The sequence below is a fragment of the Salinibacterium sp. SWN139 genome, from assembly GCF_015864625.1.
Lineage (GTDB): Bacteria > Actinomycetota > Actinomycetes > Actinomycetales > Microbacteriaceae > Rhodoglobus.
In genome coordinates, this window is the sequence record NZ_JADYWV010000001.1 from 856535 (window position 1) to 874643 (window position 18109).

Consider the following 18109-nt stretch of genomic DNA (forward strand, 5'->3'; position numbering starts at 1 on the left):
CTAACCTATTCTCTCTTTGCGACCCAAGATGCCTTGTGGTCTGAACAACAAGACGATGATGAGCACGCCGAGCGCACCCACGTACTTCAGGTCTGATGGGATGAAGAGGCTAGACGTCTCAACAAGAACGCCGACGATGATCGAGCCGACGAGCGCACCGAATGCTGTTCCGAGTCCACCCAGGGTGACTGCGGCAAACACGAGCAGCAAGATCTGCGCTCCCATGTCCCAACGGATGCCCGGGCGGAAGTAGGCCCAGAGAACACCGGCAAGACCGGCCATGGCGGCAGCGAGGATCCAAACCACACGGACGACTTGGTCGACGTCGATTCCCGATGCCGCTGCCAGAGACGGGTTGTCAGAGACGGCGCGAGTTGCCTTACCGATCTTGGTCTTGACGAGCCACCACGCGAAGATCACGATCACGACGATGCTGATGACCATGCTGATCATGTTGGTTTGGCTGAGCGATACCGATCCGAAGAGCGGGATATCGGGGGAGTCGGAGCCGGGTAGTTGCTCGGTTCCTCCTCCACGGAAGTACTGGAACGTATAGCGAAGTGCCAGCGACAGACCGATTGACACGATCATGAGCTGAACGATACCGACGCCCTTCTTGCGCAGCGGTTTCCAGAGCGCGGCATCGAGTGACCACCCGAAGCCGGCACTGAGGAGTACGGCGAGCGGTATCGCAATCCAGACAGGCCAACCGAGGTCGACCGACACAATGAGCGCCATCACCGCACCGAAGGTCACCATTTCTGCGTGCGCAAAGTTGGAGAGCCCGGTGGTTCCGTAAACGAGCGAGATGCCGATGGCAGCGAGGCCGAGCATCAGTCCGAAGTTCACGCCATTGACGATTCGTTCAACGAATTGATCGAAGAAGCTCGTGACGTTGCGTTCACCGCGGCCGATAAAGAAGTTCATGACGGTCGAGCCACTCGGGCCGATCATCGCCTCTTTAACGTTGGGGGTGTCGTCGTCGCCGACCTCGTCGATTACCGCAATGCCCTCGGGCAGCGTTTCTTCGTTGAGGGTGACAGTGAATTCGTCACCGTCGGGAACTCCGACTTTCCAACGACCATCAGCATCCGTGGCTACTTCAACCTCGTAGCCGCCGCCAGAGATGGTGAGAAGTACACCCTCTAGTGCCACGCTTTCGAGCTTGACGTTACCGATGATGCTGTTGTCGTATTCGTCGACGTTTACCTCGTCGGCCATTGCAGGCATGGCCATCAGAGAGAAGGCGGCAGAAAGTGCGACGATGAGTGCTACAAGCACTCCTCGTCTATTTTTCCGTCGCGTGCGGCGATAATCCGCTGTGTTCACAGGACCTCCAGGAAGGGACCCAGCCGGACTCAAGAATCCCGCGGGTTCTGATGTGCCGACGGCAATGACGGCACCGGCCGATTGCGGTCCGACATACAAATGCTTGTCGGGTACAAAGCGGTGAAGCCATTATGCGGGGGAATGTTCTGGCACGAAACCCGTTAATATTGATTGGCCGGAGATTTAACACAAGATCACCGGTTTCGCGCTCCTGCCGTAAGGAAGATTTAACATGGAACAACCAGACCCCTTCGGCTTCGTCGGCCTCACCTATGACGACGTAATGCTTTTGCCCGGTCACACCGACGTAATTCCAAGCGATGCTGACACCAGTTCACGTCTTACCCGCAGAATCCGCGTATCTTCGCCGCTTATCTCGTCGGCCATGGACACGGTCACCGAGGCCCGAATGGCGATTGCCATGGCCCGCAACGGTGGTCTGGGAGTGCTTCACCGCAACCTTTCCATCGACGATCAAGCGGCTTATGTCGACAAGGTCAAGCGCAGCGAATCGGGAATGATTACCAATCCGGTAACAACTACGCAACAGGCCACTGTTGCGGAAGTTGACGCGTTGTGCGGTCAGTTCCGTGTGTCGGGTTTGCCCGTTATTGAAGAAGACGGAACGCTCGTCGGAATCATCACGAACCGTGACATGCGATTCATCGAGCCAGCGGACATGGATTCCGTGCTCGTGCGCGACGTCATGACAACATTGCCGCTCGTTACAGCTCCGGTCGGGATCGACCGCGACGGCGCCATCGCGATCTTGAACAAGCACAAAATCGAGAAGCTGCCCCTCGTTGATGACGCGGGCAAGCTCAGCGGACTCATCACGGTCAAAGACTTCGAAAAGACCGACCAGTACCCCAACGCCACCAAAGACGAAGAAGGCCGACTGCGCGTAGGAGCGGCAATCGGTTTCTTCGGCGACGCATGGGAGCGCGCCGAGCGTTTGCGCGATGCTGGCGTCGACCTCATCGTTGTCGACACCGCCAACGGCGAATCCGCTGGCGTCATCGACATCGTGCGTCGCCTCAAGGCTGATTCCTCGTTCGACGCCATCGACATCATCGGCGGCAACGTCGCTACTCGCGCGGGAGCTCAAGCTCTCATTGACGCAGGGGTGGATGCGGTCAAGGTCGGCGTTGGCCCCGGCTCCATTTGTACGACCCGCGTCGTTGCTGGCGTCGGTGTGCCCCAGGTTACCGCCGTCTACGAAGCGTCACTCGCCGCTCGTGAGGCCGGCATTCCGGTGATCGCTGACGGTGGACTCCAGTACTCGGGCGACATCGCCAAGGCGCTCGTTGCTGGTGCTGAGACTGTCATGCTTGGTTCGCTGCTCGCCGGAACCGACGAAAGCCCCGGCGACCTCATCTTCCTCAACGGCAAACAGTTCAAGAGCTACCGCGGCATGGGTTCGCTCGGCGCGATGCAGACGCGCGGCAAGAAGACGTCATACTCGCGCGACCGCTACTTCCAGGCGGATGTCCCGTCGGACGACCAACTGATCCCCGAGGGTATCGAGGGCCAGGTTCCCTATCGCGGTCCCGTCTCAACGGTGATGTACCAGTTGCTCGGTGGCCTGCGCCAGTCGATGTTTTACACGGGAGCTCGCACCATTGAGGAGCTCCAGCAGAAGGGCAAGTTTGTGCGGATCACCGCCGCAGGCTTGAAGGAATCGCACCCCCACGACATCCAGATGGTCGTTGAGGCACCGAACTACCGCCGCTAGAAACTACGCGACCGAAACACACTGAAGGCCTGCTGGAGCGATTGCTTCCAGCAGGCCTTTCGCGTTGGGGAGGGCGAGACCTGCCCGGCTAGGCGGACACGTCGCGGCGGTTGAAGACGAACCCACCGAGAACGAGCATGACGGCAGAAATTCCGAAGATGAGCCCGAGGGCACCCCAGTCGGCTCCCTCGCTCAGCGGAGAGTTGCCGAACGCCCAGTAGTAGGGCGAGAGGTTGTGCAGCCATTCGACACCGGCGCTTTGGTTGCCAAGTGAGTTGAGGATGTACCCGAGCAGGGAGATTCCTGCGGCGGCAGCAGAGGCAAAACTGCGACGACCGGTGATGGCGCCGACAGCGAGACCAAAGCTGGCCGCGAGCACTCCCACACCGAACAGCGCCGCGCATCCGCCGATCACATGGGCAGGCTCAAGGTCGATCCCCGAGGAATCGTTGAGCGCGAGAATCAGCAGCGCCGAAACGATGCTCAACCACAGCAGGCGCAGGATTACTCCGAGGCTACGCTCGACCATAATCTGCACGCGGGAAACCCCATGGGCGAGAGTGAGTTCGAGCGAACCCGACTCCTCATCGCCCGCGATCGCCGCCGAGCTCCACAGGGTGGCGGCAATCGTGAAGAGCACGAACCCGATGAGGCCAAGGTACGTCGCCTGCACGTAGCCGGCGCCGCTGGCGAGGTCTTGGAAACCAAGAGTGCTCGCGAGTCCATCCGGCAGCGAGGCAATGATGTCTTCGAAGCCCGCGTTGTCTCCCGAGAACGAGGAATACAGCGGCACATAGAGAAAAATCGCTCCCGTGACGCCGGCCGTCCAGCCGAGTAGGCCTCGCCATGAGTCGGCAAGGTTGCGCCGAGTGAGGGGCAGAAAGCGCCCGGTCATGCTCTGACTCATTTGTTCGCCTCATTCGAGTAGAGGTCGATAACCGACGATTCGAGATCTTGCTCTTCCACCCGCAGATCGACCACGTGGAAGGGGGCGATCGCCTTGACGAGGGCGTCGATGTGTCCCTCGACCGTGCCGGTGACCTGAATCACCTCGCCATCAGCGACGGTGAGGTTAGCCAGTTGCGGCAGGGCAAGCAGGGCAGTGCGGATGTCGTCGGCTGCGGCATCCGTGAAGTCAATGACAACGCGGCGGATGGCGCTCGCGCGCAGGCTGGCGACGTCGCCCACTTTCACCACGGTGCCGTTGCGGAGTACCGCAACCTGATCGGCAGCGTTCTGGATCTCGCTCAAGACGTGAGAGCTGAGGAACACTGTCTGACCATTGTGTTGAGCTTCGCGCACCATCGAGAGGAACTCTTGTTGCACCAGAGGGTCGAGGCCGCTTGTTGGTTCGTCGAGCACGAGAAGTTTCGGCTCGTGCATGAAGGCCTGCACGAGCCCCAGCTTCTGCTTGTTGCCTTTGGAGAGCGTGCGCACGTGGCGGGTGAGGTCGAGCCCCAACCGCTCAGCGAGCGAATCGATGCGGCCGGGCGCTACAGGGCCGCTGATTTCGGCGTAGTGCTTGAGCAGCGAGCGGCCAGTGACGCGGCCCTCAAGGAGTAGTTCGCCCGGCAGGAATCCGATGTCACGGCGCAGTGCAGCACCGCCGGTGATGGGGGACTGGCCGAGCACGGTGGCACTGCCCGAGGTGGGGCGAATGATGTCGAGCAGTAGCCGCATCGCGGTCGTCTTGCCGGCACCGTTAGGGCCGATCATGCCGAATACGCTGCCGGTTTCCACGGCGAGATCCAAGCCGTCGAGGGCAGTGTTTTTGCCGTAACGCTTGGTCAGCGCCTGAGTTTCAATGGCGTAAGTCATGGGTGGGGCCGGAGCCTGGTCCTTCCTGGGAGGGAATCGTTGAGGGGGTGTAGATGCCGTGGGTATAGAGCTCGAGGGCGGCATTGCCCATGCGGCTGAGGCTGTCGAGGCTGAGTTGGCTGCTGCCGAGACTGCGGGCGATGTGGCTTTGCAGAGTGAGGCTCGACAGGCTGTGGGTAACGAGTAGCACGGCGCGCGCGTGCTCGTCGGCGCTGGGCGTGATGGCTCCGCTCGCCACTCCGTCAGCGAGCATGGTGTGGGACATGGCGACGAGGCGGTCGAACAGGTCTGCCCCGGCAACTGAGTCGTCGGTGAAGAGGCGGCCCAGGTAGATAAGCCAGGGCTCGAAGGTGGGCAGATCGGCGTACCACTCGCTCACTGCCGCGCTCACGTCGCCTTCGCCCATCCCGACTTTGCGGTGGGTGACCTCGGTGATGATGAAATCGTCACACGCGACCTTGAGCTCGCGCATGCTTCCAAAGTGGTGGATGACAAGGCCAGCACTCACTCCGGCTTCGGTCGCGACACCACGGGCGCTCGTCGCGGCAAACCCGTTCTGTCCGATGAGCCGGATTGCGGCGTCGCGGATGCGAGCCTTCGTGGTGGAATCATCCGATCTTGAACGCATGTTTAACAAACTAAACGCTTGTTCAATTGTTGTCAATCGTGCGTGTCCCACGCGCTCTTCCACTAAATGGGCGGCTCCCCGCAGCAGCGGTGTCTCACAATCGCTGGCCGGGTAGTCTTGACGGGTGAATGATTTCGAGATTGGCCGCGCCAAGCGCGCTCGCCGCGTCTACTCCTTTGATGACATCGCTATCGTGCCGTCGCGCCGCACGCGTGACCCTCGTGATGTGTCGGTGAGCTGGACGATTGACGCCTACACGTTCGACATCCCCGTGATCGCAGCCCCCATGGACTCCGTGGTGTCGCCGGCGACCGCGATCGCCATGGGAAAGCTCGGCGGCCTCGGTGTTCTCGACCTCGAAGGTCTCTGGACTCGCTACGAAAACCCCGAACCCGTTCTCGAAGAAATTCGTTCGCTGCCCGCCGACCAGGCGACCGCGCGCATGCAACAGCTGTACGCCGAGCCGATCAAGCCCGAGCTCGTCACGCAGCGTCTCGCGGAAATCCGGGAAGCCGGAGTGCCCGTTGCCGGCGCCCTGAGCCCGCAGCGCACTCAAGAGCTGTATCAAACTGTGGTTGATGCCGGAGTCGACCTGTTCGTCATCCGCGGCACAACCGTGAGTGCCGAGCACGTCTCCAAGACGACTGAGCCGCTCAACCTCAAGGAGTTCATTTATGAACTCGACGTTCCCGTGATCGTGGGAGGCGCCGCAACCTACACCGCGGCTCTGCACCTCATGCGCACCGGCGCCGCTGGCGTACTCGTGGGATTCGGCGGCGGAGCCTCCAGCACCACGCGCACTGCCCTCGGCATCCACGCTCCCATGGCAACCGCTGTTGCCGATGTTGCCGGCGCTCGCCGCGACTACATGGACGAGTCGGGCGGCCGCTATGTGCACGTGATCGCCGATGGTGGTCTGGGTACCAGTGGCGACATCGTTAAAGCAATCTCTGTTGGTGCGGATGCCGTCATGCTCGGTACCGCTCTCGCTCGCGCCACCGAGGCGCCTGGTGGCGGTTACCACTGGGGTCAAGAAGCGCACCACTCTGAACTTCCCCGCGGAAACCGTGTCGAAGTTGGGCAGCTTGCTCCTCTCGCAGAAATCCTCAACGGCCCCTCGTCACACCCGAACGGTCAGTCGAACCTCATCGGTGCGCTGCGTCGCTCGATGGCCACCACCGGCTACTCCGACCTCAAGGAATTCCAACGGGTCGATGTTGTTGTTGCTCCGTACAATCCGCTGTAGCTAAACCCACGTTCACGTCATCTGGCGCTGGAGGAAAACAATGGTCAAGCCCCGATCGATTGCCCCGACAGCGCCGCTGAGCGCCGAACAACGCACCGCCGCCATTGCGGCACTGCGCGACGCTGAACTCGACATTCTCGTGATCGGTGGCGGCATTGTCGGCACCGGCAGCGCCTTGGATGCCGTGACGCGCGGCCTGAACGTCGGCATGGTCGAGGCGCGGGACTGGGCCTCAGGCACGTCGAGTCGGTCATCGAAGCTCGTACACGGCGGCATCCGCTATCTGGAACAACTCGATTTTCGACTCGTGCGCGAAGCGCTCAAGGAACGTGGCTTGCTCTTGCAGCGGCTTGCGCCTCATCTGGTGAAGCCCGTGCGCTTTCTCTACCCCGTGACGAAGCCTGTTATCGAACGGCTATATATCGGTGCGGGAATGTTGCTCTACGACCTTCTCAGTTATACCGGCGGTCGACCGCCAGGAGTGCCTCATCACCGGCACCTCACGCGCGGGCAGATGCTGCGGGCGGCACCGAGCTTGCGAGGCGACGCCTTTCGCGGTGGGCTCACCTACTACGACGCTCAAGTTGACGATGCCCGCTACGTGTCGACTCTCGCGCGCACCGCCAGCTTCTACGGCGCTCACGTTGCGAACCGCGTGCGGGTCGAAGATTTCGTGAAGGTGGGCGAGCGTGTAGTCGGTGTGCTGGCGCACGATCTCGAGACCGGTGAAAAGTTTGAAATTCGCGCCAAGCAAGTCGTTAACGCCACCGGAGTGTGGACCGACGACACTCAGGCGATGGTGGGAACGCGCGGTCAGTTCAAGGTTAGAGCCTCCAAGGGTGTGCACCTCGTGGTGCCGCGCGATCGTTTTCAGTCGAAGCTGGGGCTGCTGCTGCGCACCGAGAAGAGCGTGCTGTTTGTGATTCCGTGGGGTCGTCATTGGCTCATCGGCACCACCGACACTGACTGGGATCTCGACAAGGCGCACCCCGCTGCTACGGCGGCCGATATCGACTATTTGCTGGCCCACGTCAATAAAGTGCTGGCTGTTCCGCTGACCCGTGACGATGTCGAAGGCGTCTACGCTGGCCTGCGCCCACTGCTCGCGGGGGAGTCGGATCTCACCTCGAAGCTCAGCCGGGAACACATCGTCACGCACAGCGTCCCCGGTCTGGTCGTCGTCGCCGGCGGCAAATGGACCACCTACCGCATCATGGCGAAGGATGCCGTGGATGCCGCGGTCGACGCTCTCGACGGCAAGATCTCACCGAGCATCACTGAAGACGTCGCGCTCCTCGGAGCCGAAGGCTACCGCGCCGCGTGGAACAAGCGAGCGGCTCTCGCGCGCACCTACGACGTGCACAAGTCGCGCGTCGAACATCTGCTGAACCGCTACGGGGTGCTCGCCACCGAGGTGCTTGAGCTGGTGCGCGCGACGCCGAGCCTGGCCGAAGCTCTTCCGGGCGCCGACGACTACATCGCGGCCGAGATCGTCTACGCCACGAGTGCTGAAGGTGCCCTTCATCTGGACGACGCGCTGGCTCGCCGCACTCGTATATCGATTGAGGCATGGGATCGCGGAGTGTCCGCGGCGCCGCTGGCGGCACAGCTCATGGCTGGCGTGCTGGGCTGGGACGAAGCTCGCACTCACACGGAGATCGAGCGCTACCTCCAGCGAGTCGAAGCCGAGCTGGCCAGCCAGAAGCAGCCCGATGATGAGTCGGCTGACAGGGTTCGCCTCGAATCACCAGATATTGTTAGCGAGTGAGTACGAGCAATTCCCCCCTAAGCAAGTCGGTCCCCGACACTGAGCCGGCGACGATGTGGGAAATCGCACGACGCCCGCGCTGGATTGGCGCCCTCGTCTTGGCCCTCGCCATTGCCGCCAGTTTCGCGGCGCTTGGCCAGTGGCAGCTCAGCCGCAGCCTCGAAGGTGGCGAGATCACCGAGCAGCAAAGCGAAACAGCAGTCGAACTCGATTCGGTCGCTACTGCTCAAGAGCCGCTGTCGTACCTCACAACCGGTCAAACGGTCACACTTACGGCAGACCTGATTGCGGGCGACTACGTCATCCTCTCCGACCGTAGCAACGACAGCGAAGGCATTGGCTACTGGGTCGTCGCTCATGGAGTCGAACCGAGTGGTGCGAGTATTGCCATCGCGTTGGGCTGGGCCGAGTCGGCGGATGCTGCGGCATCCGCTATCGCAGATTTGGATACGATGACGGGGCCGGTGACGCTGACCGGACGGTTGCTGCCGACCGAGTCACCGCAACAGTCGGACTTCGAAGAGGGGGAGCGCAGCGCCCTCGCGGTTTCCGAACTCGTGAACCTGTGGGCAGAAGTTCCGGCGGGAACTTACGGCGGCTACGTCATCAGTTTCGAATCCCCGGCTGGCTTGGTCGCAATTGACGCTCCGCCCCCATCGACCGAGGTTTCACTCAACCTGCTCAATGTGTTCTACGCCGTGGAATGGGTTGTGTTCGCGGGATTCGCCGTCTTCCTCTGGTTCCGCCTCGTGCGGGATGTATGGGAAGAGGAGCGCGAAGCTCGCAGCTCCGACGCGGCCGTAGACTAGAGCCATGGCTCTCGGTCCCCGGCTTTCAGATATTCCCAGCATTCGTCGCACGCTTTCGTTCTACAAGGTGTCGTCGATCGTCACCGGAACCTTCCTGCTTGTGCTGTGCCTCATGATGATCTTCCGCTACGGACTGGGCGGCGACATCGAGCTGAACGGCCCCGCGGGCTTCCTCACGTTGACGCCCAAGATTCTCGTGCAGGGCATCAACGTGTCGACGATTATCCTCATCGTCCACGGCTGGCTCTACGTCTTTTACGTTGCCGCAGACTTCATCCTGTGGCGCCTCACGCGCTACTCGTTCTTGCGCTTCCTCTACATCGCCCTCGGCGGTGTCATCCCTTTTCTGTCGTTCTTCCTCGAACGTCAGGTACCGCGCCTCGTTGAGGCGAAGATCGCACAACTCGAATCCGCTGCTGCTGCGAAAGCGGCCGGCACTGACTCCGCAAAGGCAACTGCATGACCGACTCCACGGCCACATCCGCAGACACGAATGCACGCCCCGTTCTTGTCGTCGACTTCGGCGCCCAATACGCGCAACTGATCGCACGTCGCGTGCGTGAGGCGAACGTCTACAGCGAGATTGTTCCTCACACCATCACCGCAGCGGAGATCGCCGCCAAGAACCCGGCTGGCATCGTGCTGAGTGGTGGCCCGTCGAGCGTCTACGAGCCTGGCTCGCCCGACCTCGACCCCGGCATCCTCAAGCTCGGTGTTCCCGTTTTTGGTATTTGCTACGGCTTCCAGGTGATGGCCCGTCAGCTCGGCGGCACCGTTGCCAAGACGGGGCTGCGCGAATACGGCGCTACCGACATGACTGTTCAGGGCGGTGGCGGAAACCTCTTGGGCGATCAGCCGTCGGAGCAGACCGTCTGGATGAGCCACGGCGATGCTGTGACCGAAGCGCCAGAAGGCTTTGCCGTGTTGGCGAGCAGCGAGGCGACTCCGGTCGCCGCATTCTCCAGCGTTGAGCGCGGCCTGTATGGAGTGCAGTGGCACCCCGAGGTCAAGCACTCGACACACGGTCAAGACTTGCTTGAGAACTTCTTGCACGATGCTGCGGGCATCCCCGCCGACTGGAACAGCGGCAACGTTATTGCTGAGCAGGTTGCGCGCATTCGCGAGCAAGTTGGCTCGGCCAAGGTCATTTGTGGTCTCTCTGGTGGCGTCGATTCCGCTGTTGCCGCCGCGATCGTGCACGAAGCTGTCGGCGATCAACTCGTTTGTATCTTTGTTGACCACGGTCTGCTGCGTCAGGATGAGCGCCGCCAAGTTGAAGAAGATTACGTTGCCTCGACCGGTGTGCGTCTCGTCACCGTTGATGCCGTTGACCAGTTCATGGATGCTCTCGCCGGAGTCACTGACCCCGAAACAAAACGCAAGATCATCGGCCGCGAGTTCATCCGCAGCTTTGAAAACGCAGCAGAAGCCCTCGTGCTTGAAACGAAGGGCAGCGAAGACACCGTCAAGTTCCTCGTGCAGGGAACGCTCTACCCGGATGTCGTCGAAAGTGGCGGAGGAACCGGCACCGCCAACATCAAGAGCCACCACAACGTCGGCGGACTCCCCGAAGACTTGCAGTTCGAGCTTGTCGAACCGCTGCGCACCCTGTTCAAAGATGAGGTGCGCGCGATCGGTCGCGAGCTGGGCTTGCCGGAGGTCATTGTGGGCCGCCAGCCGTTCCCTGGCCCCGGCCTCGGCATCCGCATTATTGGTGAGGTCACGCACGATCGTCTCGAGTTGTTGCGCAAGGCTGACGCGATTGCTCGCGCCGAGCTGACCGCCGCTGGTCTGGATGACACGATCTGGCAGTGCCCCGTCGTGCTTCTTGCTGACGTGCGCTCGGTCGGCGTGCAGGGCGATGGTCGCACTTACGGTCACCCGATCGTGTTGCGCCCCGTCTCGTCGGAAGACGCGATGACCGCCGACTGGACGCGCCTGCCGTACGACGTGCTCGCCAAGATTTCTAACCGCATCACCAACGAGGTGGACGGGGTCAACCGCGTGGTGCTCGACGTCACGTCGAAGCCACCGGGAACCATCGAGTGGGAATAGCGCTTTAACAACAAAGCCCCCGTCACCCGGCTAATGCCGAGGTGACGGGGGCTTTGTCGTTGCTGAGTGGTGCTGCTAGTCGCGGCTGATGGCGAACATGCGCAGCAGTTCGAGGTAGAGCCAGATGACGGTGACCATGATGCCGAAGGCACCCTTCCAGCCGAACGCGCGGGGTGCGCGATTGTTGGCACCTCGCTGGATAAAGTCGAAGTCGAGCACGAGGGAGTACGCGGCCATGATGACGACGAGCACGCCCAAGATGAGACCGAAGGGGATGCCGAAGATGGTCTCGCTGCGGAGGCCGAACGCATTGTCGGTAGCGCCGGTGATCATCATGACGAAGTTCACGAGCGAGAAGACAACGTAACCGATCATCGCAATCATGAAGACCTTGGTGGCCTTCTTCGACGCGCGGATCTTGCCACTCGCGAAGAGCGCGAGCGTGACGCCCACGACAACGACGGTGGCGATAACAGCCTGCGAGACGACTCCGCCATACGCGTTTTCGAATACGCGCGAGATGCCGCCGACGAAGAGACCTTCGAAGGCCGCGTAGGTCAGAACAAGAGCGCCGGATGGCTGCTTCTTGAAGATGTTGACGAGGGCCAGCACGAAGCCGATGAGGCCTGCACCGATCCACAGAAGGGGAAATGCGGGAACGAGCATCCAGCTGAGGCCAGCGCCGACGACAAGAAGCGCGAAGGCCCCTACAGTCTTGGCAATGGTGTCTTCAACGGTCATGACATCACCGGAGGCGGGAGCCGACTCCTGGTTGTACATGTCGTTGAGCTGCTGGTTGGAGACCTGGTTCGCGACGGCGATTCCGCCGCGCGAGCTGAATGCAGCATCGCGGGAGAAAGCGGGGTTATTGAGTGCCATGATTCCTCTGGTTGGTGTGGTGTCACACGTTTGTGACGCACCCCCAAAACTACCGGAGTTCGCTGAGAAATGCCGCGTTTTAGCGTCGGGCGGCTGCGCTGACAGCGATCAGCCGAGCAAGCCATGCTGCCGCCACGAGCACGACGAAAGAAATGGCGAGTGCCTGAGGCATTTGCGAGTATTCCTGATAGAACTGCGGAAGGATGATGCCGTTGGCAATCGGGAGGGCAAGCGCGAGATACGAGATGAGCGGTCGGTGTCGCACGATGAGCCAGCACAGCAGCGGGATCACGAGGGTCCACATCGACATCGGGCCCGTGAGCATGAGCCAGATTTGGGTGACCGCTGGCAGGGCCACGATCATCCGTCGCCACCCTTTGGCGGGCATGATCGAGTACCCGACGACCGTCGATGTGGTGCCGATGAGCAAGATGATGAGCGTGTAGTTGTTGGCTCCCTGCAGGTGCATGGCGCCCGCGATGATGAGCACCAACCCCGTGTAGTAGCGGTCGGCGTAGTTGCCCCACCGCAGGGGAAGGCGCCGGGTTGGCTCCCGGAACCGCGTGCGTGTTGGCGGCTTAGCGACCATTGGTGAGCAGCGAGTACAACAGAATTGCCCACACGACTAACCACACATAACCCAGCGCCGTGGCAATGATTGCCATGGCTTTGCCGCGTTCGCCCGTCTCTTTGATCTGCCGAAGCGCCAAGTGGCCAAAAATCAGTGCGGGAGGCCCGCCAATCGCGGCCAAAATGAGCGCGAGAATAGCCAAAGGACTCGTTCGTTTTGCTGCCAGCGGCGCCGGGCGGGCAGCATCAGCAGACGTGGGTTCTCCGCAATAAATGCAGAATTTCCACTCCGGTTGCACTGCTGCAGCGCATGACGAACATTCGGGCATAACTAAATATTAGTGGTTGGTCGCGTAACGCATATTCTTGACCCAATGAGCACCACCATTCGCCCGCTTGTGATCGGGCACCGCGGGGCAAGCGGATACCGCCCAGAACACACTCGATCCGCCTACGAACTCGCTTTCACCCTGGGGGCGGATGCTGTCGAACCCGACATCGTGGCGACCCGCGATGGCGTGCTGGTGTTGCGTCACGAGAACGAGATTTCGGGCACGACGGACGTGGCGGAGCATCCCGAGTTTGCTGACCGGCGCACGTCAAAGACGATCGACGGCACCGCGATGACGGGCTGGTTTACCGAAGACTTCACGTGGGAGGAACTCAGCACGCTGCACGCTCGTGAACGCTTGCCCGAGGTGCGGCAGGCGAGCACCGCCCACAACGATGTTTCGCCCATTCTGCGATTGAGCGACCTGCTCGAGATCGTGGACCAGCATCCGGAGGCTGCGCGTCGCCCGCTGAAGATCGTCGCCGAGATCAAGCATGCGAGCTACTTCGCGTCGATCGGGCTGCCGCTTGACGAGCTTTTCGCCCGCGACGTGAGTGGGTGGGCGACGGCCGACAATCTCATCATCGAATCATTCGAGCAGAGCGTGCTGCACCGCATCCGGGAGTGTGGGGTTCCGGGCCAGCTCGTGTTCTTGCTCGAGTCGAGTGGGGCGCCGTCAGATTTGATTGCCCGCTTTGGTACGAAAGCGCGGAGCTACGCCGACCATCTCACCGCTGATGGCCTTGCACAGTTGGCACGCGAAGTCGACGGAATCAGTGTCGATAAGAAGATGCTGATGGTGAAAGACCTCGCTGGTAATCTCACCGGCACTAACGACCTCGTCGACCGCGCCCATGCGGTCGGACTGCTCGTCTTCTGCTGGACTCTGCGGGCTGAGAACCGCTTCTTGCCGAAGAACTTGCGTTCGAGCACGCAGCCCGAGCAGCACGGAGATTGGCGTGCGGAGTTTCGGATGCTCATCGATTCCGGTCTCGATGGCGTCTTCGCGGACCAACCCGACCTCGCCGTCAGCGCGCGCGGGTAGAGTCAAGGGGCCATGACGACTGCTCTTGACCCTCACGACCCTGGCCGTTCTGACGACGGGGATTCCATTAGCGACCCTCTGCTCGACGGGCTAAATCCGCGTCAACGCGAGGCTGTTGAATACCGCGGGCCTTCGCTGCTGATTGTGGCGGGCGCTGGCTCGGGTAAGACGAGCGTTCTGACGCGTCGCATTGCCGGGCTGTTGCGTTCGGGAGAAGCCTGGCCGAGCCAGATTCTCGCCATCACCTTCACCAACAAGGCTGCTGCTGAGATGCGTGAGCGTGTGGGGGCCATCGTCGGCAACACCGCTGAGGGCATGTGGATCTCGACCTTCCACTCCGCGTGCGTGCGCATCTTGCGGCGTGAAGCGGAAGCGTTTGGCTTCTCCAAGAACTTTACGATCTATGACTCCGCCGACAGCAAGGCTCTGCTCAAGCGGATTCTCAAAGAGCTCGACGCCGACATGTTCGGGCTCACCGTCAGCAAGGCAGCGAATCGCATTTCGCAGCTCAAGAATGAGCTAACCGACGTCGACGGTTTCGCGCGGGATGCCAATATGAGCGACCCTACTGAGAAGAAGTTCCTTGAGGTTTTCCGTCGCTACACGCGCGGCCTCAGCGACGCCAACGCGTTCGACTTCGATGACCTCATCGGTCAGACCGTGTACCTCTTCCGGGCATTCCCGCAGATCGCGGCTACCTACCAGCGTCGCTTCAAGCACATCCTCGTCGATGAGTACCAAGACACTAACCACGCGCAGTATTCGCTCATCCGCGAGCTGACGCGGCCGCCGGCTCCTGAGCAGTTCGAGACCTCGCCTGGCGTGCTCATTGCCGGCTCCAGCAGCGAGGCGGATGCCGCGTCGCTGACCGTGGTCGGTGACAGCGACCAGTCGATTTATGCGTTCCGCGGGGCCGACATCCGCAACATTGTGGAGTTCGAGCGTGACTTCCCGAACTCGACCGTGATTCTGCTCGAGCAGAACTACCGCTCGACCCAGACGATTCTGGATGCGGCCAACGCGGTCATCTCCCACAATTTCGACCGCAAAGACAAGAAGCTCTTTACGACGGTGGGGGCTGGCGACAAGATCATGGGCTTCACCGGTTACTCGGGCCACGACGAAGCGCAGTTTGTGGCCGACGAGATTCAGAAGCTGCACGATCAGGGCGTCGCATACAAAGACGTCGCGGTTTTCTATCGCACCAACTCGCAGACTCGTGCGCTGGAAGAGATTTTCATTCGCGCAGCGTTGCCGTACCGCGTGCTCGGCGGCACCAAGTTCTACGAGCGCGCAGAAATCAAGGATGCCTTCGGCTACCTGATTGCGGTCGCGAACCCGGCGGATCCGTTGGCCCTGCGTCGCATCATGAACACGCCGAAGCGCGGCATTGGTCCGGCGACGGAAGCTGCGCTGCAGGCGTGGGCGGATGACCGGGGGATGACCCTGCGCGATGCGATGCGCAACGCCTCCGAACTCGGCCTCGGCCCCAAGGTCACGAAAGCGATCGTTGGTCTGGCTGAGGTGCTCGATGAAGTGATGGCGAAGGTGGAGACATCCAAGCCCGCCGACATTTTGACTGAGTTGCTGGAACGCTCGGGGTATCTGACGGCGCTGCGCGCCTCGCAAGACCCGCAAGATGAAGCTCGCGCCGAGAACGTGGACGAGCTCGTGGCGGTGACGAAGGAGTTTGGCAAGAACAACCCCGACGGCACACTGCTCGACTTCCTCACCGAGGTGTCTCTCGTGGCGGCGGCCGATGATCTGGATGACTCCAGCGGAACCGTCTCGCTCATGACGCTGCACACCGCGAAGGGCCTCGAATACGATTCGGTGTTCCTCACCGGAGTCGAAGAAGATCTGCTGCCGCACCGCATGTCGGCCAACGAGCCGGGCGGTCCCGCCGAAGAACGTCGACTGTTCTATGTCGGCATCACGCGTGCCCGCAAAAGACTCTTTCTCTCGCTGGCCATGACCCGCGCCCAGTTCGGCGAAGTCAACGTCGCGATGCCGAGCCGCTACCTGCAAGAGATTCCCATCGAACTTATCGAGTGGAAGCAATCACCCGGAATGGCGAACTCGCGCGGCGGAACCCAGTCCCGTGCGCTCAACGCTCGCCGCGACGGCAACAGTGGCGGCGGCTCGTGGGCCGGCTCGCTGCGGCAAGCGGCATCCGGTGGTCTGCCTCCGGCACCGCCGCGGGCCAAGACGGAATGGGCCAGCCCCATCACCGCAACCGTGCGCGACAACGGTGACCTCACTCTGGCGGCGGGCGACCGCATCCGCCACACTGATTTTGGTGACGGAACCGTGAACCAAGTCACGGGCGCTGGCCCTAAGAGCATCGCTGACGTTCAATTCGACACCTCCGGGCGCAAGCGCCTGCTGATCAAGATTGCTCCCATTGAGAAACTTTGATTCCGAAGGAACACCGCAGTCGGGCACGCCGCGCCACTGGGAACCCCGGCTCGTGGTGCCGCGCGTTCGGCCACTCGACACCGACGACGAGTTGGCTCAGGCGCTCGCGGCAGTGCGGGTCGAGCTAAAGCTTCCCACCGAGTTCAGCGCTGAAGTCGAGGAAGCAGCCAACGCCGCGGTGGCAGCATTCGAGCCGCCGGAACTCGACCTCACAGCCATCCCTTTCGTGACAATCGACCCCGAGGGCGCAACCGATCTCGACCAGGCGCTCTACCTCGAACGCACCGGCGAAACACTGCGCGTGATGTACGCCATCGCAGAAGTGCCCGCCTTCGTGCTTCCCGGCTCAGCCGTGGATGCTGAAGCCCGCAAGCGTGGCCAAACCTTGTACGGTCCCGACGAACGGGTGCCGCTGCATCCGACCATCATCAGCGAAGACGCCGCCTCGCTCCTCGCCGGTGCGACGCGACCCGCTTTTGTGTGGACCTTTGACTTGGATGCCGCGGGCGAGGTCATCACGACAACTCTCGTGCGCGCCCAAGTGCGAAACCGTCGCCAGTTCAACTATGTCGAAGTGCAAGAGTTGCTCGACAATGACCGCGCGGACGAATCACTCTCGTTGCTGCCCGAGTTTGGGCGCCTGCGTACCGAGCTCGAACGTCAGCGCGGGGGAGCAAGCCTCAATCGTCCCGACGAAGAAGTCGCTGTCGTCGACGGCCAGTATGTGATCGAGCGCCGAGCGTCGCTGCCCGTTGAGGACTACAACGCTCACGTCTCGCTCATGACCGGCATGGAAGCCGCTCGCATCATGCTCGAAGGCAAAGTCGGCATTCTGCGCACGATGCCCGCGCCGGATGACGAAACGCTCCAACAGTTCCGCCGTCAGGTGGCGAGCCTCGGATGCCCGTGGCCCGAGAACCAGAACTATGGCGAGTACCTGCGTGCTCTCGACCACTCCGACCCTCGCGCCCTCGCGGCGACCCATGCCGCCACTTCACTCTTCCGTGGAGCGGGCTACACGCCGTTCGACGGCGAGCTGCCCGAAGACACCATCCAGGCTGCCGTTGCAGCGCCCTACGCTCATGCGACAGCACCGCTGCGCCGCCTCGTCGACCGCTTCGTGCTCGTGGCGTGTGAAGCGATCGTTGCTGGCCGGGATGTTCCGAAGTGGGTTCGCGAAGCTCTCCCGCAATTGCCGAAGATCATGGGGCGCACGAGTCAGCTCGCGTCGCAGTTCGATCGCTCGTCGGTTGACGTGATCGAAGCGGCACTGTTGCGGCCGCGCGTGGGCGACGAGTTCGAGGCCACAGTGGTCTCCGAGCGCGGCGACGGTGGCGTCATCCAGATTGCTGATCCGGTGATCACGGCCCGCATCTCCGGCACGGTTTCGGCCGGAGACACGGTGCGGGTTCGACTTGTTTCTGCCGAAATTGCGACCGGAACGATCGAGTTCGAACTCGTTTAGGTCGCTTCAGCCC

16 protein-coding genes are annotated in these 18109 nt (G+C 61.8%); 9 read left to right on the forward strand and 7 right to left on the reverse strand.

Annotation, left to right across the window (positions count from 1 at the left end; translation table 11 throughout):
- On the reverse strand, nucleotides 1-1281 hold the full coding sequence (locus tag I6E74_RS04080) for a branched-chain amino acid ABC transporter permease (RefSeq protein WP_197123186.1): 1281 nt from the start codon (nucleotides 1279-1281) through the stop codon (nucleotides 1-3).
- Nucleotides 1282-1561: 280 nt separating this feature from the next.
- On the opposite strand from I6E74_RS04080, the gene guaB reads away from it, so the two are divergent.
- On the forward strand, nucleotides 1562-3064 hold the full coding sequence (guaB, locus tag I6E74_RS04085) for an IMP dehydrogenase (protein ID WP_197123188.1): 1503 nt from the start codon (nucleotides 1562-1564) through the stop codon (nucleotides 3062-3064).
- Between the two features lie 88 nt (nucleotides 3065-3152).
- Here guaB and I6E74_RS04090 read toward each other — a convergent pair whose 3' ends face one another.
- From I6E74_RS04090 to I6E74_RS04100, 3 genes are read right to left on the reverse strand one after another with little or no spacing between them, the layout of a single operon-like run.
- Nucleotides 3153-3971, reverse strand: a complete 819-nt coding sequence (locus I6E74_RS04090) for an ABC transporter permease subunit (RefSeq protein ID WP_197123190.1) — start codon at nucleotides 3969-3971, stop codon at nucleotides 3153-3155.
- Nucleotides 3968-4882 (reverse strand): ABC transporter ATP-binding protein, encoded by a 915-nt coding sequence (locus tag I6E74_RS04095; RefSeq protein ID WP_197123192.1) that lies wholly within the window; start codon nucleotides 4880-4882, stop codon nucleotides 3968-3970. Before I6E74_RS04095 ends, I6E74_RS04090 begins: the two co-directional genes overlap by 4 nt.
- Nucleotides 4866-5510 (reverse strand): TetR family transcriptional regulator, encoded by a 645-nt coding sequence (locus I6E74_RS04100; protein WP_197123195.1) that lies wholly within the window; start codon nucleotides 5508-5510, stop codon nucleotides 4866-4868. Before I6E74_RS04100 ends, I6E74_RS04095 begins: the two co-directional genes overlap by 17 nt.
- 124 nt (nucleotides 5511-5634) lie before the next feature.
- Here I6E74_RS04100 and I6E74_RS04105 point away from each other — a divergent pair, with 124 nt between their 5' ends.
- Genes I6E74_RS04105 through guaA form a run of 5 tightly spaced genes read left to right on the forward strand, consistent with a single transcriptional unit; the run spans nucleotide 5635 to nucleotide 11388 of the window.
- A complete protein-coding gene (locus I6E74_RS04105) occupies nucleotides 5635-6756 on the forward strand; it encodes a GuaB3 family IMP dehydrogenase-related protein (RefSeq protein ID WP_197123197.1) in 1122 nt (373 codons plus the stop codon).
- A gap of 40 nt (nucleotides 6757-6796) precedes the next feature.
- The gene (locus tag I6E74_RS04110; protein ID WP_197123199.1) at nucleotides 6797-8524 is read left to right on the forward strand and encodes a glycerol-3-phosphate dehydrogenase/oxidase; all 1728 of its coding nucleotides are present in this window, start codon (nucleotides 6797-6799) and stop codon (nucleotides 8522-8524) included.
- The gene (locus I6E74_RS04115) at nucleotides 8521-9333 is read left to right on the forward strand and encodes an SURF1 family cytochrome oxidase biogenesis protein (RefSeq protein ID WP_307784373.1); all 813 of its coding nucleotides are present in this window, start codon (nucleotides 8521-8523) and stop codon (nucleotides 9331-9333) included. The genes I6E74_RS04110 and I6E74_RS04115 overlap by 4 nt, the downstream gene beginning before the upstream one ends.
- A 4-nt stretch (nucleotides 9334-9337) precedes the next feature.
- A complete protein-coding gene (locus I6E74_RS04120) occupies nucleotides 9338-9796 on the forward strand; it encodes a DUF3817 domain-containing protein (RefSeq protein WP_197123201.1) in 459 nt (152 codons plus the stop codon).
- Nucleotides 9793-11388, forward strand: a complete 1596-nt coding sequence (gene guaA / locus I6E74_RS04125) for a glutamine-hydrolyzing GMP synthase (protein WP_197106399.1) — start codon at nucleotides 9793-9795, stop codon at nucleotides 11386-11388. The genes I6E74_RS04120 and guaA overlap by 4 nt, the downstream gene beginning before the upstream one ends.
- A 75-nt stretch (nucleotides 11389-11463) precedes the next feature.
- Here the strand turns inward: guaA and I6E74_RS04130 are convergent, their stop codons facing one another.
- The 3 genes from I6E74_RS04130 to I6E74_RS04140 form a co-directional block, all read right to left on the reverse strand.
- On the reverse strand, nucleotides 11464-12267 hold the full coding sequence (locus tag I6E74_RS04130) for a Bax inhibitor-1/YccA family protein (protein WP_197123203.1): 804 nt from the start codon (nucleotides 12265-12267) through the stop codon (nucleotides 11464-11466).
- Between the two features lie 79 nt (nucleotides 12268-12346).
- A complete protein-coding gene (locus I6E74_RS04135; protein WP_197123205.1) occupies nucleotides 12347-12856 on the reverse strand; it encodes a hypothetical protein in 510 nt (169 codons plus the stop codon).
- Entirely contained in the window at nucleotides 12846-13040 is a 195-nt protein-coding gene (locus I6E74_RS04140; RefSeq protein WP_197123207.1) for a DUF4190 domain-containing protein, read from the reverse strand. Before I6E74_RS04140 ends, I6E74_RS04135 begins: the two co-directional genes overlap by 11 nt.
- Before the next feature lie 171 nt (nucleotides 13041-13211).
- Here I6E74_RS04140 and I6E74_RS04145 point away from each other — a divergent pair, with 171 nt between their 5' ends.
- The 3 genes from I6E74_RS04145 to I6E74_RS04155 are packed head-to-tail and all read left to right on the forward strand — an operon-like array spanning nucleotide 13212 to nucleotide 18096.
- Nucleotides 13212-14213, forward strand: a complete 1002-nt coding sequence (locus I6E74_RS04145; protein ID WP_197123209.1) for a glycerophosphodiester phosphodiesterase family protein — start codon at nucleotides 13212-13214, stop codon at nucleotides 14211-14213.
- 12 nt (nucleotides 14214-14225) lie between these two features.
- Nucleotides 14226-16631: an ATP-dependent helicase gene (locus I6E74_RS04150; protein ID WP_197123211.1), complete on the forward strand. Its 2406-nt coding sequence runs from the start codon at nucleotides 14226-14228 to the stop codon at nucleotides 16629-16631.
- A 52-nt stretch (nucleotides 16632-16683) separates the two neighbouring features.
- Nucleotides 16684-18096 (forward strand): RNB domain-containing ribonuclease, encoded by a 1413-nt coding sequence (locus tag I6E74_RS04155; protein WP_197123651.1) that lies wholly within the window; start codon nucleotides 16684-16686, stop codon nucleotides 18094-18096.
- Nucleotides 18097-18109 lie beyond the last annotated feature (13 nt).